The sequence below is a fragment of the Nostoc sp. genome (assembly GCF_036917355.1).
Taxonomy (GTDB): Bacteria; Cyanobacteriota; Cyanobacteriia; order Cyanobacteriales; family Nostocaceae; genus Nostoc.
Genome location: NZ_JBALDP010000001.1, coordinates 70,148 through 96,785, shown reverse-complemented (window position 1 = coordinate 96,785; position 26,638 = coordinate 70,148). Strand labels below are relative to the sequence as shown.

The following is a 26,638-nucleotide window of genomic DNA, read 5'->3' as shown; positions in this document are numbered from 1 at the left end:
AACTCGGTTTCCGAACTATTCCTCAAGCACAACGCGCACTCTCCAACCAACTCGATAGAGTTTTTTCTTTCTTTGTATGAAACCACCCTGCTTTTTTAAGGGGAGTTAGGGGGGATCAACAAATATTTAATACTTCTCAGACATCCTCTTAAATAGTCATTACAGGTTAATTAGACAAACAATACATTTGCCCGGTTAAGCCGGTTTTTTTATATCTTGTGTGATTTATCCATTAATATTTATGGTTTATGTGAGGATTGACTGCCGACTATTGACCATAGACCATTGACTATAGACGATTAACTATAGATGGTAAATTACAGATGAATAATGACTAATCAAAAACGCGTTTGCATTATCTTAGGTACTCGCCCGGAAGCGATTAAACTCGCTCCAGTGATTCAGGTTTTCCAAAAGTCTTCAGAATTTCAGTTGCAAGTAATTCTAACTGGACAGCATCGGGAGATGGTTGAGCAAGTTATGCAACTGTTTAATATCAAGGCAGATTATAACTTGGAAATTATGCAGGTTCAGCAATCTCTAAATGATATTACTTGCCGTAGTTTACAAGGGTTAGAAGCATTATTTAAGGCGGAAAAGCCAGATTTCGTAATCGTGCAGGGAGACACTACGACTGCTTTTGCCGCAGCTTTGGCAGCTTTTTATCAAAAAATCCCTGTTGGTCATGTAGAAGCAGGGTTAAGAACTGATGATATCTTCAATCCTTACCCAGAAGAAGCTAATCGGCGGTTAATTTCTCAGATTACTCAGTTGCACTTTGCACCGACTCCTTGGGCTGTGGAAAATTTGCATCGTTCTGGTGTTTTGGGTGAAATTCACATGACGGGTAACACGGTAATTGATGCATTGTTAAATGTTGCTGCAACCCAAGTAGTTTGCGATGTTCCAGGCTTAGACTGGGATTCATATCGGGTTTTATTAGCAACAGTTCATCGCCGGGAGAATTGGGGAGAACCTCTATTAGCGATCGCTCAAGGCTTTTTACAAATTTTAGACAAGTTTCCTGATACAGCTTTGCTCTTACCATTGCACCGCAATCCGACAGTGCGAGTCCCGTTGCAGGAACTTTTAGGGAATCATCCCCGAATTTTCTTGACAGATCCTCTAGATTATGGGGAATTGGTGGGAGCAATTGGGCGATCGCATCTTTTACTCACTGACTCTGGTGGCTTGCAAGAAGAAGCCCCCAGCTTGGGAAAACCAGTACTAGTTTTGAGAGACACTACCGAAAGACCAGAAGCTGTTGTCGCCGGTACAGCCAAACTTGTCGGTACTACGACTGAGAACATTGTTGCAGCTGCTGCTGAGTTACTCAGTGACTCAGATGCTTATGAAGCGATGGCAAACGCAATCAATCCCTTTGGGGATGGTCATGCAGCAGAGCGCATTTTGCAGATTGTCCAAAATTATATTCATGGGTAAAAAAGTTCGTAGTAAGGACTTTAGTCCTTATTTCTCAAGCACTAAAGTGCTTACTACAAACCCTCAAAACTAGTTGGTTAAATACCCAGAGCCGATCGAGTTTCGGGACCTACAACACCATCTACAAGTAGACCTTTGCTTTGCTGAAAGCTTCGGACTCGGCTAACAGTTTCTTGACCGTAAATTCCATCAATCCTGAGATTACCTAAAGCTGTTTGCAGGTCTCTGACGAGCTGACCTTTTGAACCAGGGGTAAGAATCACCGAACCACCAACACCACCGGGTCTAGTGACAGGACGATTGCTAGGTCTATCACCAATCCATCGGGCAAAAACGTATCTACCTGTAGAAAGTCTGGCAAAACCATTTTCATATCTTTCAATTGCTGGAAGTGTTGCGCCATTTGGTACACAGTCCACATACGAGTAGTTGCTGCTTGGGCCGGAACGGACACGTAAACAACTGCCGTTAGTCTTGACATAGGCAGCCGAACTCACTTGAATTTGGGTTACAGCAGCAAATAATACACCAACACCAGCTAAAGCTAACCAAGCCGAAGATTTAAGCAGTTTTTTCCAATTGAATTGAGGTTGAGGAAGATGATACTTAGTCTTTCCAGATGCCTCTTCTTGAGCAATAAACATCTGGGAATAAGCAAGATATTCCATAATGCACTCCTTGATATGAAAAAATGAGTACTCGCAGAGAATTACTTGGTCTTTCTCTGTATTTATTCTTAGTATATTTTATATCACTGTATTTTAAAAGTTTTTTATTGATAGCGAAATTAATAAAAAATAAAATTAGTCAAAAGATTCCTGAGAAAAAGCATCGCCTGATGATTTAGGATAAAAATCATCAGGCGTTGGTATAAGCCATCGTAAAAATTGTATTTTTTAAATAAAATTTAGTTAAAGATTTCTTGCCTACTGGCTTCTGCCTTGTTGCATCCCAATATCTCAAGCCTATTGTCGATTCCAACTAAACTAGCAACCAGAAAAGCTAATTCGTCTAAATCTATCGGCTTACATCGGTATATATCATAACCTGCTAAACATGCACATTTACGGTCTTCGTCGGAAGCAGATGCCGTCAGAGCAATAGCTGGAATCTCTCTCCCTCGCTTTGCTTCTAAATTTCTGACCTTCAAGAGCAGTGAATAGCCGTCTTCATCTGGTAAATAAATGTCACTAATTAGAACGTCTGGTTTATAAAAAGACATTATTTTTATAGCCTCCCCTGCTGAAGCAGCAGTGATAATCTCTGCTTCGCCTAATTCAAATAAGTAGGTAAGTAATGTTCTTGTATCAAAATCGTCGTCAACAACCAGCAATCGCAAACCTTTAAAAGACATTGATTGATTAGACATTTTTCTAACCGTCCTATAGCTGAAATATTTGAAGTAGCAATTACATCAAAAGGCAGGTATTTGTAAATGCCATTAGACCTCTTGCAAAAATATGTTTTTGCACTCTTAGGGAAAAGGGTAAAGGTTAAAGGGAAAGGATTTTGAGTTTCTTTACCCTTTCCCCCTTACCCTTTCCCCCGACTTTTGCAAGAAGTCTATTGAATGCGTACTTTACTAAATCTTAAAAGAACTAACTAGTAAGCGTCTGTCCGGTTTCAGACATAGTAACTTAAAATAATTTATTGGCGATGTCTACGACGGGCTACGCCTACGCGCCTTGGCTAATTCCCCAGCAACCGAGCAAATTCGTTTTGGATGACCCGATAACACTCGCAGGAAGTTGCTGACAAATCCTCTCGGTTGAGGATGCTAATACGACCACGCTGGTAGCGAATCATTCCGGTTCGGCTCAGGGTATTAGCTGCTACTGTCACACCGGAGCGCCGTACACCTAGCATCTGGGCGATAAATTCTTGTGTGAGCGGAAAATCCTCTGATTGCAAGCGGTCAGAGACTGTCAGTAGCCAACGAGCCAGCCGCTGCTCTACAGTATGAAAACGGTTGCAGGCACATCCTTGTGTTAATTCAGTATATGCAGCTTGTACATAGCGCAGTAGCAGCTTTTGAATAGCTCCACCCTGATTGAACTCGGTTTTAAGTACATCTGCATCTATCTGCATAGCAGCACCCGCAACCTGCACAAACGCTTTTGTGGTTGTTGTGTTGCCTCCTAAAATTACTGGGATACCGAGCATCCCTTCATTGCTCACTATCCCAACTTCCATCATCGAGCCATCTTCCATACTAGCGACTAAAGAAACTACTCCGTGTTGGGGAAAATAGACGTGTGCGATCGGTTCTCCTGATTCGTAAATGACATGCCGAGTCGAAAGCGAAACCAACTTCAAGTGCGGTACAAGACGCTGATAATCACTCACTGGCAAAGCCGCGAGTAACCTATTTACTTGCGGCTTAAGAGTGTTTTCGGCCACTGAACATTAAAAGAGAAATTTGCTCAAAATACTTTAAATCAAATTACTTTTGCGAGTCTGTCCGGTTTCGCACACATAACTCAAAAAATTTTTTTGGCTCAGTTATTGGGCATTTTGCCCAATAACCGAGCAAATTCGTTTTGTATGACTCGATAACACTCGCAGGAAGTTGCTTCCAAATCTTCTCTGTTCAGGATGCTAATATGACCACGTTTGTAACTGATCATTCCGGCTCTGTTGAGGGTGCTAGCCGCAACTGTAACGCCGGAACGACGTACACCTAGCATCTGGGCGATAAATTCTTGTGTGAGGAAAAAATCTTCTGATTCCACACGGTCAGAGACTGTCAATAGCCAGCGAGCCAGGCGTTCGTCCAATGTATGCAGACGGTTGCAGGCGGCTGCTTGCGCCAGTTCAGAGTATATAGTTTGTATGTAGGACAGCAGCAGCTTTTGAATAGCTCCGCCCCGATTAAACTCGGCTCTAACTACATCTGCATTTATCTGCATAGCAGTGCCCGAAATCTGCACAAATGATGTTGTGGTTGTGATATTGTTCCCTAAAATTACCGGGATACCAATCATGCCTTCACTGCTCACTACCCCAACTTCCGCCGTTGAGCCATCTTCCATAGTGGCAACTATAGAAACCATTCCTTTTTCAGGAAAATATACTTGTGTGATTGGTTCGCCTGCTTGGTAAAGCATTTGGTGAACTTCGAGCAAAACTAGCTTTAGATGAGGGACAAGACGCTGATAATCACTGGCTGGCAGAGCTGCGAGCAGCTTATTTGATGGTTGCTGCAAGAGATTTTTATCTAATGACATTAGAAGCCAGTCTCCTTAACATAGGTGACTTTAGAAAAGCCAACTCAAGACACAAGGAAAGGATTTAAGGATTAGATCCTAATGTCAAAAGGTGTATTCGCTAAAGAAACACGGGGACAATCTAAAGAAGCTTAAATTAACACACTTATTTACGTCTGTGCGCTACCGTACACAGAAGCTTAAAAAAAATTATTTTAGCCGTTTATTGGGTTTATTGTCCAATAAACGAACAAATTCCTTTTCTAATATCTGATAACATTCACAAGAGGTTTTTTCTAAAGCCTCTCGATTCAGGATCTTAATTTGACCACAGTGGTAGGCGATTATTCCAGCTTGGCTCAGGGTGCTAAATGCTTCGCTGACACCAGCGCTATTTACACCCAGGATCTCTGAGATAAATTCTTGAGTAAGCGGAAATTCCTTTGATTCCAGACGGTCAGAAACGGTCAGTAGCCAACGAGCCAGCCGCTTTTCTAGCTGATGAAGACGGTTGCAGGCAGATTCTTGTACTATTTGAGTGTATACCCCTTGTACATAGCACAGCAGCAGGCTTTGAAGCGCTGTACCACGATTGAACTCGCTTCTAAGTATATCTGCATCGATTTGTATGGCAGTACCTGGAATCTGCACCAATGCAGTTGTGGTTGTGATGTTGTCTCCTAAAATTACTGGGATACCCACCATACCTTCATTGCTCACTAAACCAATTTCCATTGTCGAGCCATCTTCCATAGTGGTGACAATAGAAACCACTGCTTTATTAGGAAAATAGACCTGGGTAATCGGTTCGCCTGTTTGGTAAAGGACTTGCCGATTTGATAGTGGAACCAGCTTCAGATGGGGAATAAGACGCTGATAATCACTGGCTGGCAAGGCTGCAAGCAACTTATTTGTTGGTTGCTCAAGGGCATTTTTGTTTAATGACATTAGGATTTTCCTGAATCTAGCCGTCTCTAGAAAAGGCAACTCCAGGCATAAGGAGAAAAATCAAGAATTTAATCCTAATGTCAAAAGGTGTAATTTCTAAATTTTTTTTATACTCCTATCTATAAATATAACATAACTAAATTAGTTTTTTCTAATAACAAAATAATCCAGATAGATATAGCTCAAAAACTTAGTACAGGTATCTAAAATATTAGACAAGATAATACATATTGATAGCAAACTATTAAATACGTACCCCAGCAAACAACTATCTAGTGATGTTAAATATTGGTTTTAGCAAAGTTAATAGAAAGGATGTTAAAAAAGTTATTAGTGTCGGCTCAAATGGAATAAATATTAATAATTGGAATTGATAAATTTTACTGTAATTGCACTTGCGATCGCATCATTAAATGAAATTATGTTCTAATTATATTGTTATAGACATGAGTATAGTTAGAAGCGATCGCAGCAAAAAATTCCTAGTTATACAAATCCTTAAAGCCCAAAATCTTTGTCATTGCTACCACCGGATGTTGTGTGTGAACTCTCCGAGGTAGTTTGGTATATTTTGATTACTGTGAATACAAGCTACTTAGAACTAAGTAGCTTATTATGAACATTTATTAAGACTTAATTCCAGAAGAATTTTCAGATTTTTTGATATACTACGAAAAACAGACTGATTTATAGTAGTATGTACTCAGACTAAAATACTCAATCTCACAAAGACTCAATAAAAGCAAGTATTCGCTACTACAATTTTAGATTTTTTATTACTCTCAACTAGCTTATTTATCTGGTTCATCTATGCAATAATAAGCAATTGTATCCATTGAATACGGTTTGCCTATCAGTTTTTAGTATTAATAAAAAAATATTAATTTGTTGAAAGTTTTATCTTGACTTAGTGCAAAATTAAGTGTTGTTTAAAGCTAATCTACTTAAAAATAATAGCGTCCTTGACAAAATGCAAAATATCCAACAAAAATATCAATGTCAAACTTACTGAATAACAACACAGAAAGATGAAGTATAACCAACTTGGCAAGAGTGACTTAAAGGTTTCTGAAATTTGTTTGGGTACCATGACTTATGGACAGCAAAATACTATTGAAGAAGCCCATGAGCAACTAGATTATTCTATTGCCCAAGGAGTCAATTTTATTGATGCAGCAGAGATGTACCCTGTCCCAACAAGTGCCGAAACTTATGGATTAACTGAAACTTACATTGGCGAATGGTTAAAACGTCAACAAAGAGATCGAGTTATTTTAGCTACTAAAATTGCTGGCCCTGGTCGAGGCTTTAAATGGGTACGTGGAGGAGCCAAAGCAATCGATCGTGATAATATCAAACAAGCTGTAGATGATAGTTTAAAAAGATTACAGACAGACTATATCGATCTGTATCAAATTCACTGGCCAGATCGCTACGTGCCACGATTTGGACAAACAGTGTTCGATCCGACTCAGGTGGGAGAAACGGTTCCCATTGCTGAACAACTAGCAGTTTTTGCCGACGTAATTAAAGCGGGAAAAATTCGCTATATCGGTTTGAGTAACGAAACACCTTGGGGAGTTGCCCAATTTAGTAACGCTGCTAAACAATTAGGATTACCTAAAGTTGTTTCCATTCAAAATGCTTACAACTTGTTGAATAGAGTATTTGATGGAGCCTTAGCAGAAGCAGTTTATCACGAAGAAATTGGGTTACTAGCTTATAGTCCTTTAGCATTTGGTTTCTTGACTGGCAAATATCTCAACGGCAAACCAGAGAAAGCCAGAGTCACTTTGTTTGAAAATTTTGGTCAGCGCTATCTGAAACCGAAAGTCAGTCAAGCTGTATCAGCTTATGTGGAAATTGCCAAGCGCCATCAACTAAGTCCAGCGCATCTAGCCTTAGCATTTGTGCGGAGTCGTTGGTTTGTCCCTAGCACAATTATTGGTGCTACCACATTAGAACAACTTAAAGAGAATTTAGAAAGTGTGAATGTAGTTCTCAACAAAGACATTTTGGAAGAGTTGGATATAGTTCATGCTCAGTCGCCAAACCCAGCACCTTAACAATTAAAAATTCAAAATTCAAAATTCAAAATTAAAGACAGTTCGCCTCGTTACCAGGCTCCAGCCTGGTAACGCCTCCTAGAGCCTCTAACTCTCATTATCAGAGTAGAAGTGGGCGATGCATTCTGTCCTAGTTTTTAGATTCAAAACTAGATATTTAGTTAGTAGGTAAATATGACTTTTACAGCAACATTGGTTGACCAGAATACTATTCGTCGTCGGGGTACTGGTTTAAAGGCTTACAATCCCGAAAAAGCTTTCAAAGGATATACACTTTTCACACCCTTGACAGGTCAAGGTGAAGTCTACCTTCTGAACCTGGAAGGAGAAGTCGTACACCAGTGGAATCTCCCTTATCCACCGGGATTATACGGTTATCTCTTACCCAATGGCAACCTCTTTTATAACGGTAAGACTCCACCAGAAGAACCACTACGTTTTGCTTTGTGGGCTGCATTCAAAAGTGGCGTTGTTTTAGAAGCAGATCCCAAGGGTAATATTATCTGGGAATATAAGCATCCAGATCATCATCATGATGGACGCAGATTAGCCAATGGCAACACAATTCTACTCGCCATTGAAAAGATACCTCAGTCTTTGGTTCCCCGTATCAAAGGCGGTGTACCAGGTACAGAACCAGATGGTGATATCTATGCAGATGTGCTTTATGAGGTGACTCCAGCAGGTGAAATCGTTTGGACTTGGCACGCCCACGAACACCTCGATCCAGATATATTTACGATTACACCCCAGGATCATCGACATGAATGGACTCATGGGAATACTGTAGGTGAACTCGCTGATGGCAACATTATAGTGAGCTTTCGTAATATCTCCACAGTTGTGATTGTCGATCGCAAAACCGGCGAAATCATCTGGACGTTGGGCGATGACGTGCTAGCACAGCAGCACTTCCCGAACGAATTAGCCAACGGTAATATCTTGATTTTCGACAATGGCACACATCGCCGTAACATTGCTCTGAATTTTTCTCGTGTGATTGAGGTGAACCGTCAAACCAAAGAAATAGTTTGGGAATACACTGACAATCCGCCCCAAAATTTTTTCAGTTCTTATATATCAGGAGCGCAACGTTTGGCCAATGGCAATACCTTAATTACAGAAGGTGCTTATGGTCGAATATTTGAGGTGACAGTTACAGGGGAAATTGTTTGGGAATACATCAATCCCCACTTTGCATTTCGGAATATTCCAGGTGAGAAGTCGCCGGTAACTCGTGGAGAGCAAAATACAGTCTTCCGTGCCTTCCGTTATGCACCTGAAGAAGTGCCTTGGCTGTAGGGGAAGGCAGAGGGGCAGGGGAGCAGAGGAGGAAATAATTAATCCCTATTCCCTATTCTCTACCCCCTATCCTTACCAACAATTTTGGGTTATTTGAGTATTACTCCAGTTTTAAAGTTTGGTTAGTGTCGAGAATTTTTCACGCTACATTTGCTTCAAAAAGGTTTTGTGACACTAACAATTTAAGATTTGGGATTTTGGATGAAAATTCAATTCCCAATGCCGATTAACAAGTCCTATTTACCAAGGTACTTAAACATGGCCCAAATCAAAGTATACAGTGCAGTTGTTTGTCCTTATGCTCACCGTACCCGCTTGGTACTCCAAGAGAAAGGCATCGACTTCGATTTGATTGAAATTGATTTGCAGAATAAGCCTGAAGGATTTACCAAAGTTTCTCCCTATGGGAAAGTGCCTGCACTAACTCATGGTAATGAGCCAGTTTGGGAGTCAGCAGTAATTAACGAGTATCTCGATGAGGTATTTCCCAATCCACCACTGTTACCTAGCAGCCCCATTGCTAGGGCACAGGCTCGCATCTGGATCGATTTTGCTAACACCAGATTCGTTCCCGCTTTTTCTACCCTACTGCGGAGTTCAGATCCCCAAAAACAAGAAGAAGCTAAACAGGAACTATACAAACATCTGGAATTCATTGAAAACGAAGGTTTAGCAAAGCTTTCTGGAGAAGGCCCTTACTGGTTTGGTGAATCTATCAGTTTGGTCGATTTCACTTACTTCCCTTGGTTTGAGCGCTGGGCTGCACTGAAGCAGTATCGCGGCTTTGGAATACCAGAGCAATTTACTCGTCTACGCCAGTGGAAACATGCTTTAAAAGAGCGTGAATCTGTGAAAGCGATCGCTCACTCTAAAGAATTCTACATCGAGCGATATGCTAAATTCGCTGCACCTACTCTCGCTGCTGTTTAAACGTAATTTATAACTATGTTTCAAGTGGGAATTTAAATTCCCACTTGAAACATAAAATTAAACTCTTGAAAATTACGAACTTGTACTGGGCGTATGCTAAGTATTATTAATTACAACTTTACCAAAGTGAGCCGCGCTTTTGAGGTAATGATAAGCCTCTCGTGCTTCACTGAAGGGAAAAACTCGATCGATAATTGGTTTGATTTGATGCTGTTGCAGCGCCTGATTCATCGCCTCAAACATTTCCCGACTGCCAACATAAATCCCCTGAACTGTTAAACTCTTAAAAAGTATTGGCATGGGGTCAATCTCATTTCCTCTGCCTGACAATACGCCAATCAAACTAATACGTCCTCCAATGCGGACTGCTTGTAGCGATTTTGGCAGAGTACCTGCACCGCCTACCTCAACTACACGATCTACACCCGTGCGATTGGTTAATTGATAAACTTGCTTTTCCCAATCTGGTGTTGCTTTGTAGTTGATTGTCTCGTCAGCACCAAGCTGTTTAGCTCGTGCCAACTTCTCATCACTGCTGGAAGTAATAATCGCTCTAGCACCATGTATCTTGGCAAACTGGAGAGCAAAAATTGAAACTCCTCCAGTACCGAGTAATAAAACACTATCACCTGCACCAATATTGCCTTTTGTCACCAGTCCGTGCCAAGCTGTGACTGCTGCACAGGGCAAAGTTGCGCCTTCAATGTATGATAGGTGGTCTGGTAATATTACTAAACCGTCTTGGTGTAATACGACATACTCAGCCAGCATTCCATCGATACCGCCTCCGAGATCGGATTTCATTTTCTCTTTAGTTAAAGAGCCATAAATCCAGTCTTGGAAGAAAATACCAGCGACGCGATCGCCTATTTTTACCCGTGTCACACCTTCCCCTACTGCCACAACTTCTCCCGCACCGTCAGACATGGGAATTAATGGATATTTCTGTCCAGCACCGTAAGCTCCTTCAATAACCAGCAGATCGCGATAATTTAAGGATGTTGCCTTCACTTGAATCAGAACTTGTCCAGCTGCGGGTTTTGGTTGGGGGCGATCGACTAATGCCAGGGCATCAATTCCGGCGTTGCTTTGAATTTCGTAAGCTTCCATAGATGTCCTTGTTCTAGCTACAACTTTGGTATTGTAGCTAGGGTAAAAAAGAATTTAGAGGCATAGCAAGTGCTACGTCTCTACAAGGGTTCTGGATAACGCATATTTAATTTCACTAGTAGGGTTGCCCTCATCCCCTAACCCCTTCTCCCATGTTGGGAGAAAGGAAACTGGAGCTACAGAGAATCTATGAACTGGTGTACTTTTTCTAAAAGTGGCTGATATTCAATTTGCTCTGCTAACTCTTGGGCATTTTGGTAGCACGATCGCGCCATTTTTTTCCGTTTCGTGGTGGCGTAAACGCTTCCCATATTTAACAAAGTTGAAATTTCTCCGAGATTATCGCCCAGTTCTTGATAAATCACAATGGCTTGCTTGTAGAACTTCATTGCTTGGCGATGCTCTGCCAGGGTGCTGTAGGTAAAACCAATGTTGTGAAGAGTTGTTGCTTCACCAGAGCGATCGCTAATTGCTCGACGTGTCAAAAGAACTTGATAGTAGAGCAACAGCGCTTGTTTCGGTTGTCCTAAATCATGATAGACAGAAGCAATATTGTTTAAGGTGGTTGCTTCTCCAAGCAAATTCTTGACCGCTCGTTGAATTGGCAGTGCTGCTTGAAAAAATTCTAGCGCTTGCTCAAACTTGCCTAAGACATTGTAGGCAAATCCAATACCATTGAGCGTTGTTGCTTCACCAGAAAAGTCACCCAACAATCGCCGCATCCTCAAAATTTGGTGTTGTAGCAACAGTGCCCGTTTTGGTTCTCCTAAGCGGGTATAAATTAGCGCGACATCATTAAGAGTAGAAACTTCACTTTGAGTATCTTGCGATCGCCTAAAGATTGGCAGTGCTTTGTCAAAATATTCCAACGCTTGCGAAAAGCGTCCAAGACGGCTGTAGGTAGAACCCAGATTGCTAAGTGCAGTTGCCTCTGCTGGCGTGTTGCCAATTTCAACAGCAACCGAAAGCGCCTGATGAAAGCGCTCTAATGCTTTTTGAGGTTGCCAGCAACTGAGGTGAGCTAAACCGAGGTCGTTTAATGTATAACCTTCTCTAGCTCGGTCTGGAATTGCTCTAGCCAAGTGTAAATTTTTGGTTGCAAGATCGAGAGACTCTTGAAATTTCCCCCGTTGGTAGTAGCGGTTTGCTTCGTCACGACGTTGTTCCCATTCTTTGACTTGATTTAAAGGTTGCGTCATCTGACCTCAGTTGCATTCTGCGATAAGTAGGTAGAACATCTCTTGGGAATGAACCCCTCTTAGGTTTCCCAAATTTTAACCTCAATCTTCTATCTTTAGATATAAGACGTAAACAGATAAGTATGCTATTTTTTCATACTTACAGGAATATTTATGAAGCAATTAATACAAATACTGTAGGAGCGCACTTCTGTGCGCCCTCGGATTCCCGATTTATTTAAAAAGTCGCGAATCTTGTTGTTACATCACTATTTTCAGCTCAACCGTTGCCGCAACCACAAGGCCAGTAAAGGCAATGCCAGTTGATAACCTAGCTCGGCATTATAAATCAAGCCTTGGTCTGTAACCCAGTCAGCGCGCCCTGAAGCCTTGAAGTCCTTATGTTTACCAGTTTGTTCGCCAATGATTCTGTAGGCTGCGGTTGTGAATCGTTTTGAGCCGCCAAATTCAATTAAACAGTGGCAACATTTCTGGGTAGGGGACTGATAGTTTTAAGATTGCAAAATGTAAAGGGAATCATCCAAATCTTGAGGAATATCGGGTCTTAGTAGTAGTCTTGCAGTTTCTATCTCAGGCATGGTATCAGAGTAGGAAGATAAACGCTACTTTAAACAAGCGTGTTTTTTTCCAAACATTAATATAATGCTCTTACTATGAGCATCTACCAATCTCTGAAAAAATCTTATACACCAGATCGTCGGCGTGAAAATGACTGGCGGTTATTTTTGCGTTTGGTGCCTTATGCCCGTCGTAACGGACGGCTACTGGCGCTGTCGATGTGCCTACTCGTACCGATCGCACTAGCTAATGCCGTACAACCTTTCTTAATTGGCCAAGTAATCTCTCTGATTCGTAACGAACCAAGCACTTACGAATTTTTCAGGAATCGTCCCTTCTCGCAAGGGCTAAATATTCTAGAGGGATTATTGGTAATTGCGATCGCCATCCAATTGATGTTGACAGGTTTTCAAGGTTATATAGTCCAAAAGCTAGGGCAACAAATCACCGCAGCAATTCGCCAAGACTTATTTCAGCATGTAACATCTCTAGCAGTGCGCTTTTTTGACCGCACACCCGTAGGTAAATTAATTACCAGAATCACCAGCGATGTAGAAGTGTTAGGCGATGTCTTTTCGACTGGGGCGGTTGGCATTATATCCGATTTGTTTTTAATGCTGGTGACTTTGGGTTTAATGTTTTCCATCCAGTGGCAACTTTCTTGCTTGCTGGTATTGATGCTGTTACCGACTAGCTGGGTAATTGTTTACATTCAAAAACAGTACCGCAAAGCCAATTACAAAGGGCGAGAAGAACTTTCGACCCTGAATTCACAGCTACAAGAAAATGTGCTTGGTATTAACGTCGTACAGTTGTTCCGTAGAGAAAAATTTAATGCCGAATTGTTTCGTGCTACGAACAGCCACTACACTCAGCAAATGGATAAAACCATCTTTTATGATTCATTTGTTTCAGCAACCTTAGAATGGATTGGACTGATTGCGATCGCAGGTGTTTTGTGCGTGGGTGGTTGGTTGCTGTTAGAAAAAAACTTGACTTTCGGGACTTTATCGACATTTGTATTGTATGCCCAGCGATTATTTGACCCTTTAAGGGCTTTTGCGGAAAAATTTACAGTAATTCAAGCTGGTTTCACTGCCATTGAACGCGTAGGCGATATATTAGATGAACCGATAGAAATTCGCGATCGCGCCAATGTCCGCTTCTCAATATTTGATGCAAAATTTGGCTATATCGACGAAATCCTGGCAAATCTAGAATCCCCAGACCTCACTTCCCCCCCAGAACTGGGAGAGATTCGCTTCGATCGCGTCTGGTTTGCCTACAAAAATGATGATTACGTAATTAAAGACTTAGATTTCACCATTCATCCTGGTGAAAAAATTGCATTAGTCGGCCCCACTGGTGCGGGTAAAACTTCGATTATCCGTCTTTTGTGCCGCCTCTACGAACCTACCCAAGGACGCATTCTCATAGATGGCGTAGACATTCGGGAAGTACCACAAGCAGAACTGCGGCGCTACATGGCAGTAATTTTACAAGAAGGCTTTTTGTTTGCTGGCGATGTTAAAAGCAACATCTCTTTAGGAGATGGCTACACCATTGAGCAGATTCAACAAGCAGCCGAAGAAACCAACATTGCCCAGTTTATAGAAGAATTACCTCAAGGTTATGATACTCAACTTCGAGAACGGGGCACAAATATTTCTAGTGGTCAAAAGCAACTTTTAGCCTTTGCGCGGGCTGCCATTCGCAATCCGCAAATTTTGGTACTAGATGAGGCTACCGCTAGTTTAGATGTTGGCACAGAAGCTTCAGTTCAAGAGGCATTAAACCAGCTTTTGCTCAGACGTACCGCCATTATTATTGCTCACCGCTTGTCTACAATTCGCAATGTAGACCGGATTTTTGTTCTCAAGCGTGGCGAATTAATCGAACAGGGAAGTCACGAGCAACTACTGCAACAAGGAGGGCTTTATGCCACTTTGCATAACTTGCAGATGTTGGGAAGTTAGAGGATAGATAGTCAAAAACTCATATTTTCTACAAAAATAACTTAATTTTGCGGAATATGTAACAGAGTTTGTGTTGACAATTAAAGAAAAGCCTTGTTGTGATGTAGTTAATGAAACCGGATTTACAGAAGTTTTATCAGGCTTGCAACCCTAGCAAGACTTTGGCTGTAGAAAATGCCGAGGATCGAAAGTACTATATTGATTTTTCCTCAGTGCGCGGTGGCAGGATTATTGAGGAGTTGAGGGAGAATATTACATTTTTCTCACCGGAAGGCCCTACCTGCGAATTATTTACAGGTCATATCGGCTGCGGCAAATCTACAGAATTGCTCAGACTGAAAGCAGAATTAGAGCAATCAGACTTCCATGTAGTATATTTTGAGTCCAGTCAAGACCTGGAAATGGGTGATGTCGATATCAGTGATATTTTATTAAGCGTAGCTCGCCGAGTTAGTGAAAGTCTCGATAGCTTAGAAAAACTAGAAATTCCTGAACCCCAAGGTCTGAAGAAAATTCTTCAAGGAGCCGCTAAACTGTTGATGACAGAAGTTGAAGTTTCTGCCGAAGCATCACTTCCTGGCATTGGTAAAGTTTCTGCGAGTACTGAGGGCAAGTTTGCTGCTGAAGCGAAAATTCCAGGTATTGGAGAGCTGAAAGCCAATGAGAAAGAAGGAGTATCAGTGGTGGCGCTAGGCATTGGCAAAATTACAGCCAAAACCAAAAATAGCCCTGAACTTCGCAACAAGTTAAGAGAATACTTAGGGCCGCGCACAAAAGGCATTATAGATGTAATTAACGAGGAACTACTCGAACCTGCCATAGTTAAACTGAAGCAACACGGCAAAAAAGGACTAGTGGTAATTGTCGATAATCTCGATCGCGTTGAGACTGCTAACAAGTCTTGGGGACGACCCCAGCCTGAGTACCTATTTGTAGATCGGGGAGAACAATTAACTCAACTTAAGTGCCACGTGGTTTACACCATGCCTTTAGAGTTGATGTTTTCCAACGACTTGAGCAGGTTAACACAGCGATTTATGGTCTATCCAAAAGTGTTACCGATGGTGCCAGTGCAATTACGCGATGGCAGTGAATGCGCTGAAGGTCTGGCACTATTGGCACAAATGATCCTAGCAAGAGCTTATCCTGATAATCAGCCAGAGGAGCGCCTCGGCTGGATTACAGAGATTTTTGATACTCCAGAAACATTAGAAAGACTCTGCCGCATTAGTGGGGGTCATGTCCGCGAATTACTCAGACTGCTCAACGATTGGATGAAAAAGGAAAGAAAACTACCTTTATCGCGTGCGGGGTTAGAAACTGTAATTAGAGCCTACTGCAATCAAATGACCTTAGCAATCACAGATGATGAGTGGAATTTGTTGCGCCAAGTACAACAGCGGAAATGGGTAAGCGGCGATGATGGATACCGAGTTTTGGTACACAGTCGGTTCGTCTATGAGTACCGAGACACTCAGGGGTCTTGGTTTGAAATTAATCCGATTTTGGCAGAAGCACCAGGGTTGCAGCTTTAAGTTAAGAGTTAAAAGTTAAGAGTTAGAAGTTAGGAGTGAGGAGTTAAGAGTTATTATTCTCCTCCTGCTCCCACTCTCCCCATCTATCAGCGAGGTCTAGTCATGAGCGATCCACAGCCACTCGCAATCAACAACGAAAATTCTTTACAAGAATTAGCATGGGCGATCGCTACTTCTCAAGAAGAATTTTCCCTGATTTTGGCACTCTGTAATGGAGCTAGTTTGCGAAGGCGTTTGGTGCAAAGTCTGCAAGCATCGAGCGATTTGAAAATTCGGGAGATAGTTTTGGATAAGTCGATTAAGACATTTTTCCAAACTATCCAAAATTTACTGGGTTCTGAGCATCCCCAGGCGCTGGTAGTCTCTGGTTTAGAATCGGTCAGCAAGCTAGAACAAGTGCTGAGTGGTGCAAATCAGGTCAGGGAGGAGTTTAGAAAAAACTTTCACTTTCCGTTGGTGTTGTGGGTAACGGATGACGTGCTGCACAAACTCATGCGATTAGCACCAGATTTACACAGTTGGAGTACTATCGTTGAATTTGCGATCGCCACTGATGATTTAATTGATTTTATCCAGCAAACTGCTGATGAAGTCTTTGAAAAAGTTTTAGCGGCTGGTGCAGGCAGATATCTCGATAGTACGGCGCTGAATTTACAAGTTGGCTCTCCACGCCGAGTTGAGTTGGAGTCAGCATGGCATGATTTACAAAATCGTCGTTTGAGTTTGAATCCAGAACTGGAAGCGAGTTTAGAATTTATGCTAGGTCGGGCGAATTCTAGTTCGCTGGAATTGTCAGGGCAATATTACGAGCGTAGTTTAGCTCTTTTTGTCAACGATTCTCCATTACCCCGCTTCCTAGAACGACGCGCCTGTTTACTTTACTCTCTAGGACTTTGGTGGCGTACCTATGCAGTGTTACATCACCCCGAACGCGATCGCGCTCATAGTCTTGCCAAAGATTATTTTCAGGAATGTATTCAGGTATTTGAGCAAGCTAATCGCCAAGATTTAGTAGCAAAATTTATCAACGCTTTGGGTTCTGTACTGCAAAATTTGCAACAGTGGAAAGAGTTGGAGGCTGTTGCTAACAAAGCAATTGCGTTGCATCAAACCTATCCCAATCAGTTTAAACTAGCCAGAGCTTATAGCTTTCTGGCTGAGGTGCTAATTGCTAAATCCGCTTGGAATGAGGCAAAGCAAACGGCACAACAAGCGCTTTCTCTGCTGGATAGCGTGCAAATAGATACATCTGCGCCAGTCTCAGAGGAGATGAAAGCAGATTTAGATTGGGAAAGGTCGTATCATCAGGGTTGGTATTTGTTTGCCTTAGCGCGATCGCAATCTGCACTCAATCAACCAGAAGCAGCACTGCAAACTTTAGAAACTGCCAGAGCGGAAACCAAAGCTCAATACGATCCAGAACTTTACATTCAGATTTTGGCAGAGTTACGAGCAAACTACTTTAAAAAAGGTGAATATCGAACTGCATTTCATCTTAAACAAGAACAGCGATCGCTTGAACAGCAATATGGTTTCCGTGCTTTCATTGGTGCAGGTAGGTTACAAGCACAACAAACAGTAAATAACCCGGCTTTAGCATCCGTTGAACAACAAGAAACAGTCGCTACAGAAATCGCTGCTTCTGGAAGACAGCAAGATATTAATCGCCTGATTGAGCGCATGGGTCAACATGACCGCAAATTAACAATTATTCATGGGCAATCAGGTGTTGGTAAAAGTTCAATTTTACAGGCTGGATTAATCCCGGCATTGAAACAGAGATCCATTGGTGTTCGTGATGTTTTGCCTGTTTTACAGCAAGTTTATCCAGATTGGATTATAGAATTAGGCAACCGTTTACGAGATGCTATTTCTGACTTACCGCGCATTCCTTATGAAGGCAGAAGCTATGAATACTCTCCTCCCTTAAGAGAAGACACAGCAGGGGAAAAGTCTATTCTCAAGCAATTAGAAAAACATGATGATTATAACCTGCTGACAGTTTTAATCTTCGACCAATTTGAAGAATTTTTCTTCATTTATAACGATCCAAGTAATAGACGAAAATTTTACGAGTTTTTACGTGACTGTCTAGATATACCTTATATAAAGGTTATCTTGTCTTTACGCGAAGATTATCTACATTATTTATTAGAATGCAATAATCGGCTGGCAAACTTTGATGTTATTAGTAACAATATTTTAGATAAAGATATTCTCTATCATTTGGATAATTTTTCATTAGAAGACGCTAAATTAATTATTCAAAACTTAACTCAAAAAAGCCAGTCAGTTTTAGAAGCACCATTAATTGATGAATTAGTGAAGGATTTAGCTAGAGACTTAGGCGAAGTACGCCCCATTGAATTGCAAGTAGTAGGAGCGCAATTACAAACAGAAAAAATAACAAAGCTAGAACAGTATCAGCAACATGGCCCTAAAGAAAACTTTGTTGGACGATTTTTAGAAGAAATTGTCCAAGACTGCGGTTCTGATAATGAACAGATAGCCAAACTAGTTTTATATTTACTTACAGATGAAAAGAATACCCGCCCTTTAAAAACTCGTGCTGATTTGGAATTAGAGTTAGATGTAAAAAGTGAAAAGCTCGACTTAGTTTTAGAAATATTAGTGAAATCGGGGTTAGTGCTAAGGGTACCAGCATCACCTGCTGACCGCTATCAACTAGTACATGATTATTTAGTGCCATTTGTGCGCCAGCAACAATCAGCCCGATTAATTGCTGAGTTGGAAAAAGAGAGAGAACAACGAAAGCTAACAGAAGCAAAGCTGAATGAAGTTCTTAAGGAGCAATTACTAGAAACACGTCGTGGATTGCTTTGGAAAGTATCACTAGGAACGATAGCTGGAGCATTAACAATATTCTTACCTGTGGTGTTGATAAGTCAGAACAATATCCAACTCTTATCTACAAGTACAGAAGCAAAAGGGCTACTAAAATCGAATCAGGATTTAGAGGCACTGGTCAAAAGTATAAAAGCAGGTAAACGACTGCAACAGTGGTGGTCAGTTGGAGTCAAACCTGAAACGGAAATCCAAGTAAAAACTGCATTACAAGATGCAGTTTATACCATAAATGAACGTAACAGTTTAGAAGGACATAGTGATAATGTCACGAGTGTTAGTTTTAGTCCTGACGGTAAAATGATAGCCTCTGGCAGTGCAGATGGCATGGTGATAATTTGGAGTCGCGATGGCACAAAAATTAAAGATTTTAAAGCCCACGAAAAGAAAATTACTAGCCTTGGTTTCAGCCCCAACAGTCAAAAGATACTTTCTGGGAGTGAAGATAAAACTCTCAAATTGTGGAGTTTAAAAGGTCAAAAAATTGCCACTTTTAAAGGGCATGAAGATGAGATTACTAGCTTTAGCTTTAGCCCCGATGGTCAGAAAATGATTTCTGGTAGTAAGGATGAAACTTTAAAACTTTGGAATTTGGACGGAAAAGAAATCACAACTTTCAGAGGACACAAGGAAAGCATTAACAGTATCAACTTTAGCTCGGATAGCAAGGTAATTGCTTCTATTAGTAACGAAATGATGAAATTATGGAGTCTAGATGGTAAAGAAATTAAAACATTAAATCAAGGAGGTAATCGCGTCAATTTCAGCCCCGACGGTAAAACTATTGTTGTACAAGATGCTAATTATATTACACTAAGACGTCGTGACGGCTCTTTTATCAAATCGTTTTCTTCTTCATATTCTAATTCTCAAAAACAAAGTCTAGTTTTGAGCCATGACGGTCAGACTATTTACTCGTCTAGCATCTATCAAACTATTTTAAATAGATTACGTTATATTCTCAATGCATCCATTTTAAAGATTGATACTGGGAACAAAATTAATTTTTATTTTACAGGACATAGAAACGAAGTCACTAGTGTTAGCCTTAGCCCCGATGGTAAAATGCTTGCTTCTGGAAGCGAGGACAAAACTGTAAAACTCTGGAGTCTGAAAACCAGAAATTTCCAAACTTATAATAAAAGTGATTCTAATGAGGTCAATAGGGTAAAGAATAAGGTAAGTTTCAGTCCCAATGGTCAGATAATTGTCTCTGTTAATAATAAAGAAGTAAAACTTTGGCAAAGTGATGGCATTCTAAAGACAACCTTGCCAGAAAGTAAATCAAAAATTAGTTTTAGTACTGATAGTCATAAATTAATTTCTGCCAGTCAGGTTAACACATTGCAACTATGGCAGCAGAATGGTACTTTTATCAAAAATTATCAGGGAAAATTTATTGATGGTAGTTTCAGTCCCGATAAACGAACAATTGCTCTAGTAAGTAATGATAATACTGTAGAACTATACTCAACAGATGGCAAGCTAATTAAAATTCTCCAAGGTCATAAAGATAAGGTATACCAGATTAGCTTCAGTCCAAATGGAGAAACTCTTGCCACAGCTAGCGAAGATAAAACTATCAAACTCTGGCGACGGGATGGAAAATTTATTACCAGCCTTAATGGACTAAATAAAGTATCTAAGATTAGCTTTAGCCAAGATGGAGAAACTCTTATCACAGCTAGTGAAGATAAAACTATCAAACTCTGGCGTCGTAATGGAACACTTCTTACTAGCTTTAATGGTGATATCCAAAATATCAGTTTCAGTCGTAATAGCAAAACGTTGGCTATTTTGGACAGCGATAACACTGTAAAATTTTTGACGAGGGACGGGAAATTAATTAAGAGTCTGAAATCTGATCAGAAAATGTCAGTAATTTTTAGCTCGGATGGTGAGATAATAGCTATTAACAATCGTAAGACTGAGAAGACACCAGAATTATGGCGTATGGATGGAACTTATCTGGCAAAGCTTCAGAATAAGGACAAAAGCCTCATTGGAACCTCAAATTTTACGTCTGATAGTCAAATAATTGTTGGTTCCAATAATGATAATAACAAAATATACTTTTGGAAGCGTGATGGATCTCTGCTCTCGACTTTTGAAAATAATTTAAGTATTTTTAGTCCTGATTACCAAACTTTGGTTACTCTTGAAGACAATGACAAGGTAAAGCTTTGGAAACGTGATGGCACACCAATTAGAACTATTCAAGTAAAAAGTCAGAAGGCAGATTTAGGCAATACATATTCATCAGATTTCAAGTTCAGCCCAGACGGTCAAATTTTAGTGATCCCAACAAATTTTGGAAGTGTGGAACTGTGGCGGATTGACGGTATTTTCCTCAAAAGTTTCGATTGTCTTCCGAATAAAAATATTAAGGAGTTTGAGGATGATAATTTCTGCAACGATCAACCGCCGCTGAGTTTTAGTTCAGATAGTCAAACCTTAGCTATCCGCACTAAAAAGAATGAAGTGCAATTCTGGGGAATTAATGGCAACGCTAAGACAAAAGTAAAATTGTTAAAGACTATTAAGGCAAAAGGTAATCGGGTTGAAAGTATGGTGTCTATCCCTAATAGTAATAAAATAGCAATTTTTGGGAGTGATGATGTATTAAAACTCTGGCAGCTTCCTGAACAATCAGGCAAGGAAGCTCAACTATTAAAGACTTTGCCAGGGCATAAAAATTGGATAAATAGTTTGAGTATCAGCCCCAAGAGTGGGATGATTGCTTCAGCAAGTGATGACAACACAGTAAAACTTTGGCGGCGTGATGGTACTCTGGTCTACACTTTCACTAAGCATAAAAACAAGGTCAATAGTGTCAGTTTTAGCCCAGATGGTAAACTAATTGCCTCCGCGAGTGATGACAAAACTGTTAAAGTCTGGCAACCCGATGGCAAAGTAATTAAATCTTTTGAAGAGCATGGTAACAAGGTAACAAGTGTGAGTTTCAGCCCCGATGGTAAAACCATTGCCTCTGCCAGTCAAGATAACACCATAAAACTCTGGAATCTAGATAGCAAAAATAGTAAAAGTTCAGCTACTTTAAATGGTGATGAGCCTGTTACCAAAGTCAGTTTCAGCCCAGACGGTAAGATGATTGCCTCAGCTGGTGTGACAAAAGTTAAACTCTGGAGTATTGATGGTAGTTTATTGACAACTTATGAGCGCTTTGGTAGCAGTGATGTCAGTTTTAGCCCAGATGGTAAGAGTATTGCATCTGGTGATTATGATGGTGTTTTGGTTTGGGATTTTGACTTAAATAAACTTCTCAAACGCGGTTGTGACATAGCGCATGATTATCTGAAGAATAACCCAAAAGCAGAGAGCGATCGCTATATCTGTGACGACATCTACAAACAAAAGTGAAAGCTCAAGGTGTCTTATTTTGAGTCAAATAAAACACCTTTAAATTAATTTAAAATTGATTGACCTACCACTTTTGGCGCATCAACCCGCAAACTCATCTGCTCACAACGCACAGTTAACCGAGGTTGACCCAAACCTATTCCAGAAAAAGGACTTTCGGCGGGGATTTCTAACTTAGAACCAATCAAACCCAACAAAGACTTAAATTCAGCAGAGAATATCAGCAAATCAGTACCCTTAGCGCTGAAACTAGAAGCACTTAATCGCTGTCTCCATGCCAAGCTTTGTTGATTATACTTAAGACTACACAATTTCTGGTTTTCCTGATGCACAGTAATATGCTTTCCTTGTTCCCAGGTAAACTTAGCTAGTTCCTTTGGTAGTCCCCAAATTTCTCGACCACCAGCCACCGAATCAGCATTATCTACATAAATGTGAGAAATCCAAGCGCCGATTTTCCTCTGGTAATTAATCAAAGCTGGGACAACAATTAACTCACTATACTCCAGTACTGAGCCTGACCCATAATGAGATAAATACACGCTAGCGAGAGTTTTACCAGGCCATACAGAAACAATGTCTAACTCTAAGGGAATCAAAGGGCGCACTTGGTCAATATTTACCAAATGCAGAGTTTGGATAGCATAGCCTTGAAGTGTCCAAGGTGCTTGTGGATATGGCATAAGAGATTAACCGGACTTTATATACCTAATTCCTAACCCCTAACTCCTAAAAAAAAATCCCCACTCAGGCATTTGCCTGAGTGGGTAATATGAGGTCGAACAAAACAATCTTCCCAAAAGAAGTAGAGAAATTATTTGCTCTCTGTAAAATCAGCGTCAATCACATCATCGCCGTTACTAGAACTAGAGGAACTACTATCTTGAGGTTCACCACCAGATGTAGCGCCAGCACCGGCACCAGCACTGGCACTAGCACCAGCTTGTTGATAGATGTTGCTACCAACAGCGAATAACGCTTGTTGCAATTCTGGCGTGAGCTTCTTGATTTGCTCATCGTCTTCTTTAGCAACTGCTTCCCGAACTTCTTTCACTAAACCTTCGACTTTAGTCTTGTCAGCATCGGGAACTTTATCGCCCAATTCTTGTAACTGCTTTTCAGCTTGGTATGCCAAGGAGTCGGCTTGGTTCTTGCGTTCAATCTTTTCACGCCGCTCTTTATCAGATGAAGCGTTCTGTTCAGCTTCTCTCACCATCCGGTCAACATCATTTTTATCCAGGGTGGAAGCACCAGTTATGCTGATAGACTGTTCTTTACCAGTACCTTTGTCCTTAGCGGTGACGTTAAGGATACCGTTAGCGTCAATGTCGAAGACCACTTCAATTTGAGGGACGCCGCGTGGTGCAGGAGGAATACCATCGAGGCGGAAGGTTCCCAAGCTCTTGTTATCGTTGGAGAATTCGCGTTCACCTTGAAGAACGTGAATTTCTACGTTGGTTTGTCCATCCACAGCAGTGGAGAAGACTTCTGATTTCTTGGTGGGAATTGTGGTGTTGCGGGGGATAATTTTGGTCATCACGCCGCCCAATGTTTCCACACCCAAAGATAGAGGTGTCACATCTAACAGCAAGATGCCAGTTACATCGCCAGCCAGTACGCCGGCTTGAATCGCTGCACCAACTGCTACAACTTCATCAGGGTTAACGCTTTGGTTGGGTTCTTTACCCAATACCTGCTTCACAATCTGGTGGACTGCGGGAATCCGGGTAGAACCACCAACTAACACCACTTCATCAATATCGCCTTTGGTTAACTTGGCATCCCGGAGGGCGTTTTCCACAGGAATACGGCAACGGTCGATTAAGTCAGAGCAAAGTTCTTCAAACTGAGCGCGAGTCAGGGTTGTATCCAGGTGCTTGGGCCCGTCCTGGGTAGCGGTGATAAATGGTAGGTTAATTTCTGCTTGGGTGACGCTAGAAAGCTCAATTTTGGCTTTTTCTGCGGCTTCAGTCAGACGTTGTAAAGCTTGTTTGTCTTTCCGCAGGTCAATACCTTCGGCTTTCTTGAACTTCTCTGCTAAGAAATCAACTATTTTTTTGTCAAAGTCGTCACCACCAAGGTGGGTATCCCCAGATGTGGCTAGTACTTCAAAAACTCCATCTCCTACTTCCAGCACAGATACGTCGAAAGTACCACCACCAAGGTCAAATACGAGGATGGTTTCGTTACTCTTCTTGTCAAATCCATAAGCCAGAGAAGCAGCGGTAGGCTCGTTGATAATCCGCAGAACTTCAATCCCGGCAATTTTGCCTGCGTCTTTTGTTGCTTGCCGCTGGGAGTCGTTGAAGTATGCGGGAACAGTGATTACAGCTTGGGTTACAGTTTCACCCAGGTATTTGCTGGCATCTTCAACTAGTTTGCGAAGAACTTTTGCAGAAATTTCTTCAGGAGCAAACGGTTTACCAGCTATTGGACAATCTAATTTGACATTGCCGTTGCTGCTGAGAACTTTGTAAGAAACTTCCGTAGCTTCGTTACTAACTTCATCGTAGCGGCGACCGATAAAGCGTTTGACTGAGTAAAACGTATTTTCGGGGTTCATCACCGCTTGGCGTTTAGCGATTTGGCCAACCAAGTTGTCGCCATTTTTTGCAAATGCGACTACTGATGGCGTTGTCCGAAAACCTTCAGCATTAGCAATTACTGTGGGTTTACCACCTTCCATCACTGCCACGCAGGAGTTCGTTGTTCCTAAGTCAATTCCAACTACTTTTGCCATTTTAGGTGCTGGCTCCGTATAACTACAAATGAATGAATGAGAATATAAAGCACTAAATTTTGAACCAACAGGGTCAAGAAATCAGCCAGTTCAGCATGAATACCTTTGATTTGGCTTTCCTGGGGTTAAAACTCCAGACTATGCTGATATATATACTGAAGCTTAGTGGTAGCCAGTCCATGAAGGGTGGTTTCCCGAACCTTGCTTGGGACGGTTAAACTAACTAAATTTTGTTTTTAGTTGGTTCATGGATTAATTTGTCTTCACTCTGTCTAATGTAGAAGAATTAATACTTTCAGTAATTAGGGTGAACCGTAACGTCCGAGTGGTGTTTGCCGTCTTTTAAGGCAATAAACTACAGAAGCAGTGAGGATTGGGCATGGGGCATAGGGTATGGGGAGAGAATAATAACTCAGCACTCAGTACTCAGCACTCAATACTCAGTACTCAGCACTCAGTACTCAGCATTCGGTAGTTACTCAATCCCAGAAAAAAGAGTTTCCCAGTCAATCACAGGTGGTCTTTGTCCTTGGTTGACTATTTCAAAAATTTTCTTAGAACTACTTGGTTGAAAAAGGCATTCTACACAAGCGTTTGCGACATCAATCCGGCTGGCATCACCCGAAAGTGTATCTCCAGTACCTATGACCACACCGTATTTACCCCCAGTTTTTGCCTTAATGAGGGTGTTGAGGTCGTATGAGGTATAGGGCCCGTCAATGAGGCGTCCTGGGCGGATAATGGTGTAGGGTAATCCTGAATTAATAATGGACTCTTCGCCTTTTTGTTTAGCATCCAACACGCCAAAACTATTAAGAATACTAAAAGGAAACTGATTTTTACGTAGAATTCCACAAGAAGAGACAAAAACGAATCGCTTCAAATTCTGGGGTGCTGCTGCTACTAGATTGCTGACACCTTGAGCATCAATCTTTGTCGGACTATTCTTTGCTTTTGCTTCACTAGATTTGGGATTAAAGAAAATAATTCCCCATTCAATCAAGTTCGGGGTTTCGTCAAACTCCCATCGCGCAGAGGGAAAGGCAGTAGTTCCAGTACAATTTATGATGTGGGTAACACCTGACATTGCAGCTGGCAGTGTAGCTGGCTGGCGGATATCGCCAACAGCAATTTCCACTTTTTGGTTAAACATCTCTTCAGCTTTTGCAGCATTGCGTGTCAGAACGCGAACTTTTAAACCCTTTTCGAGTAACTTGCCTACCACTAATTGCCCGACTCCACCTGTAGCACCAGCAACTAGTACCAAATCTTTAGCTGAATCAAAAGAAGTCATAAAGTGCCTCTGAGATAGTCTATTGTTAATCTACTAAAAAAAATGCGATGTCTACGATGAGCTACGCCTAACCACATCGGCAAAA

At 41.3% G+C, this 26,638-nt stretch carries 17 protein-coding genes and 1 pseudogene; 7 read left to right on the top strand and 11 right to left on the bottom strand.

Annotation, left to right across the window (positions count from 1 at the left end; genetic code table 11):
• Window positions 1-330 precede the first annotated feature (330 nt).
• The gene (gene wecB / locus V7K53_RS00355; protein ID WP_335195730.1) at window positions 331-1,443 is read left to right on the top strand and encodes a non-hydrolyzing UDP-N-acetylglucosamine 2-epimerase; all 1,113 of its coding nucleotides are present in this window, start codon (window positions 331-333) and stop codon (window positions 1,441-1,443) included.
• A 77-nt stretch (window positions 1,444-1,520) separates the two neighbouring features.
• On the opposite strand, the gene V7K53_RS00350 is transcribed toward wecB, so the two are convergent.
• From V7K53_RS00350 to V7K53_RS00330, 5 genes are all read right to left on the bottom strand, one after another.
• On the bottom strand, window positions 1,521-2,111 hold the full coding sequence (locus tag V7K53_RS00350; protein ID WP_335195729.1) for a peptidoglycan-binding protein: 591 nt from the start codon (window positions 2,109-2,111) through the stop codon (window positions 1,521-1,523).
• 239 nt (window positions 2,112-2,350) lie between these two features.
• Complete coding sequence (locus V7K53_RS00345; protein ID WP_335195728.1) at window positions 2,351-2,812, bottom strand: response regulator; 462 nt, start codon at window positions 2,810-2,812, stop codon at window positions 2,351-2,353.
• Between the two features lie 320 nt (window positions 2,813-3,132).
• The gene (locus V7K53_RS00340) at window positions 3,133-3,843 is read right to left on the bottom strand and encodes a Crp/Fnr family transcriptional regulator (RefSeq protein ID WP_335195727.1); all 711 of its coding nucleotides are present in this window, start codon (window positions 3,841-3,843) and stop codon (window positions 3,133-3,135) included.
• A 98-nt stretch (window positions 3,844-3,941) separates the two neighbouring features.
• Window positions 3,942-4,670: a Crp/Fnr family transcriptional regulator gene (locus V7K53_RS00335; RefSeq protein WP_335195726.1), complete on the bottom strand. Its 729-nt coding sequence runs from the start codon at window positions 4,668-4,670 to the stop codon at window positions 3,942-3,944.
• 189 nt (window positions 4,671-4,859) lie between these two features.
• The gene (locus V7K53_RS00330) at window positions 4,860-5,597 is read right to left on the bottom strand and encodes a Crp/Fnr family transcriptional regulator (RefSeq protein WP_335195725.1); all 738 of its coding nucleotides are present in this window, start codon (window positions 5,595-5,597) and stop codon (window positions 4,860-4,862) included.
• 1,028 nt (window positions 5,598-6,625) lie between these two features.
• Here V7K53_RS00330 and V7K53_RS00325 point away from each other — a divergent pair.
• The 3 genes from V7K53_RS00325 to V7K53_RS00315 all read left to right on the top strand — a co-directional run bounded on the left by V7K53_RS00325 (window position 6,626) and on the right by V7K53_RS00315 (window position 9,895).
• On the top strand, window positions 6,626-7,663 hold the full coding sequence (locus V7K53_RS00325) for an NADP(H)-dependent aldo-keto reductase (protein WP_335195724.1): 1,038 nt from the start codon (window positions 6,626-6,628) through the stop codon (window positions 7,661-7,663).
• 174 nt (window positions 7,664-7,837) lie between these two features.
• Window positions 7,838-8,965 (top strand): aryl-sulfate sulfotransferase, encoded by a 1,128-nt coding sequence (locus tag V7K53_RS00320; protein WP_335195723.1) that lies wholly within the window; start codon window positions 7,838-7,840, stop codon window positions 8,963-8,965.
• A gap of 258 nt (window positions 8,966-9,223) precedes the next feature.
• Entirely contained in the window at window positions 9,224-9,895 is a 672-nt protein-coding gene (locus V7K53_RS00315; RefSeq protein ID WP_335195722.1) for a glutathione S-transferase family protein, read from the top strand.
• A 96-nt stretch (window positions 9,896-9,991) separates the two neighbouring features.
• On the opposite strand, the gene V7K53_RS00310 is transcribed toward V7K53_RS00315, so the two are convergent.
• The 3 genes and pseudogenes from V7K53_RS00310 to V7K53_RS00300 all read right to left on the bottom strand — a co-directional run.
• Complete coding sequence (locus V7K53_RS00310) at window positions 9,992-11,005, bottom strand: zinc-dependent alcohol dehydrogenase family protein (protein WP_335195721.1); 1,014 nt, start codon at window positions 11,003-11,005, stop codon at window positions 9,992-9,994.
• 176 nt (window positions 11,006-11,181) lie between these two features.
• Window positions 11,182-12,204, bottom strand: coding sequence for a tetratricopeptide repeat protein (locus tag V7K53_RS00305; RefSeq protein ID WP_335195720.1), 1,023 nt, complete (start codon window positions 12,202-12,204; stop codon window positions 11,182-11,184).
• 254 nt (window positions 12,205-12,458) lie between these two features.
• A pseudogene (locus tag V7K53_RS00300) lies at window positions 12,459-12,577 on the bottom strand (ATP-binding protein); the annotation flags it as partial.
• Window positions 12,578-12,857: 280 nt separating this feature from the next.
• On the opposite strand from V7K53_RS00300, the gene V7K53_RS00295 reads away from it, so the two are divergent.
• From V7K53_RS00295 to V7K53_RS00285, 3 genes are all read left to right on the top strand, one after another.
• Window positions 12,858-14,738, top strand: coding sequence for an ABC transporter ATP-binding protein (locus V7K53_RS00295; protein ID WP_335195719.1), 1,881 nt, complete (start codon window positions 12,858-12,860; stop codon window positions 14,736-14,738).
• A gap of 110 nt (window positions 14,739-14,848) precedes the next feature.
• Window positions 14,849-16,273: an ATP-binding protein gene (locus V7K53_RS00290; RefSeq protein ID WP_335195718.1), complete on the top strand. Its 1,425-nt coding sequence runs from the start codon at window positions 14,849-14,851 to the stop codon at window positions 16,271-16,273.
• A 102-nt stretch (window positions 16,274-16,375) separates the two neighbouring features.
• Window positions 16,376-22,519: an nSTAND1 domain-containing NTPase gene (locus V7K53_RS00285; protein WP_335195717.1), complete on the top strand. Its 6,144-nt coding sequence runs from the start codon at window positions 16,376-16,378 to the stop codon at window positions 22,517-22,519.
• Between the two features lie 44 nt (window positions 22,520-22,563).
• Here the strand turns inward: V7K53_RS00285 and V7K53_RS00280 are convergent, their stop codons facing one another.
• The 3 genes from V7K53_RS00280 to V7K53_RS00270 all read right to left on the bottom strand — a co-directional run bounded on the left by V7K53_RS00280 (window position 22,564) and on the right by V7K53_RS00270 (window position 26,553).
• Window positions 22,564-23,202, bottom strand: a complete 639-nt coding sequence (locus V7K53_RS00280; RefSeq protein ID WP_335195716.1) for an acetoacetate decarboxylase family protein — start codon at window positions 23,200-23,202, stop codon at window positions 22,564-22,566.
• Between the two features lie 131 nt (window positions 23,203-23,333).
• Complete coding sequence (gene dnaK / locus V7K53_RS00275) at window positions 23,334-25,259, bottom strand: molecular chaperone DnaK (RefSeq protein WP_335195715.1); 1,926 nt, start codon at window positions 25,257-25,259, stop codon at window positions 23,334-23,336.
• A gap of 475 nt (window positions 25,260-25,734) precedes the next feature.
• Complete coding sequence (locus tag V7K53_RS00270; RefSeq protein ID WP_335195714.1) at window positions 25,735-26,553, bottom strand: SDR family oxidoreductase; 819 nt, start codon at window positions 26,551-26,553, stop codon at window positions 25,735-25,737.
• Window positions 26,554-26,638 lie beyond the last annotated feature (85 nt).

Coding starts and splice junctions, on each gene's coding strand:
- V7K53_RS00305 (WP_335195720.1), bottom strand. CDS start 12,204: ATGACGCAACCTTTAAATCAAGTCAAAGAATGGGAACAACGTCGTGAC.
- dnaK (WP_335195715.1), bottom strand. CDS start 25,259: ATGGCAAAAGTAGTTGGAATTGACTTAGGAACAACGAACTCCTGCGTG.
- V7K53_RS00290 (WP_335195718.1), top strand. CDS start 14,849: ATGAAACCGGATTTACAGAAGTTTTATCAGGCTTGCAACCCTAGCAAG.
- V7K53_RS00315 (WP_335195722.1), top strand. CDS start 9,224: ATGGCCCAAATCAAAGTATACAGTGCAGTTGTTTGTCCTTATGCTCAC.
- V7K53_RS00295 (WP_335195719.1), top strand. CDS start 12,858: ATGAGCATCTACCAATCTCTGAAAAAATCTTATACACCAGATCGTCGG.
- V7K53_RS00280 (WP_335195716.1), bottom strand. CDS start 23,202: ATGCCATATCCACAAGCACCTTGGACACTTCAAGGCTATGCTATCCAA.
- V7K53_RS00320 (WP_335195723.1), top strand. CDS start 7,838: ATGACTTTTACAGCAACATTGGTTGACCAGAATACTATTCGTCGTCGG.
- V7K53_RS00345 (WP_335195728.1), bottom strand. CDS start 2,812: ATGTCTAATCAATCAATGTCTTTTAAAGGTTTGCGATTGCTGGTTGTT.
- V7K53_RS00310 (WP_335195721.1), bottom strand. CDS start 11,005: ATGGAAGCTTACGAAATTCAAAGCAACGCCGGAATTGATGCCCTGGCA.
- wecB (WP_335195730.1), top strand. CDS start 331: ATGACTAATCAAAAACGCGTTTGCATTATCTTAGGTACTCGCCCGGAA.
- V7K53_RS00335 (WP_335195726.1), bottom strand. CDS start 4,670: ATGTCATTAGATAAAAATCTCTTGCAGCAACCATCAAATAAGCTGCTC.
- V7K53_RS00350 (WP_335195729.1), bottom strand. CDS start 2,111: ATGGAATATCTTGCTTATTCCCAGATGTTTATTGCTCAAGAAGAGGCA.
- V7K53_RS00270 (WP_335195714.1), bottom strand. CDS start 26,553: ATGACTTCTTTTGATTCAGCTAAAGATTTGGTACTAGTTGCTGGTGCT.
- V7K53_RS00330 (WP_335195725.1), bottom strand. CDS start 5,597: ATGTCATTAAACAAAAATGCCCTTGAGCAACCAACAAATAAGTTGCTT.
- V7K53_RS00325 (WP_335195724.1), top strand. CDS start 6,626: ATGAAGTATAACCAACTTGGCAAGAGTGACTTAAAGGTTTCTGAAATT.
- V7K53_RS00285 (WP_335195717.1), top strand. CDS start 16,376: ATGAGCGATCCACAGCCACTCGCAATCAACAACGAAAATTCTTTACAA.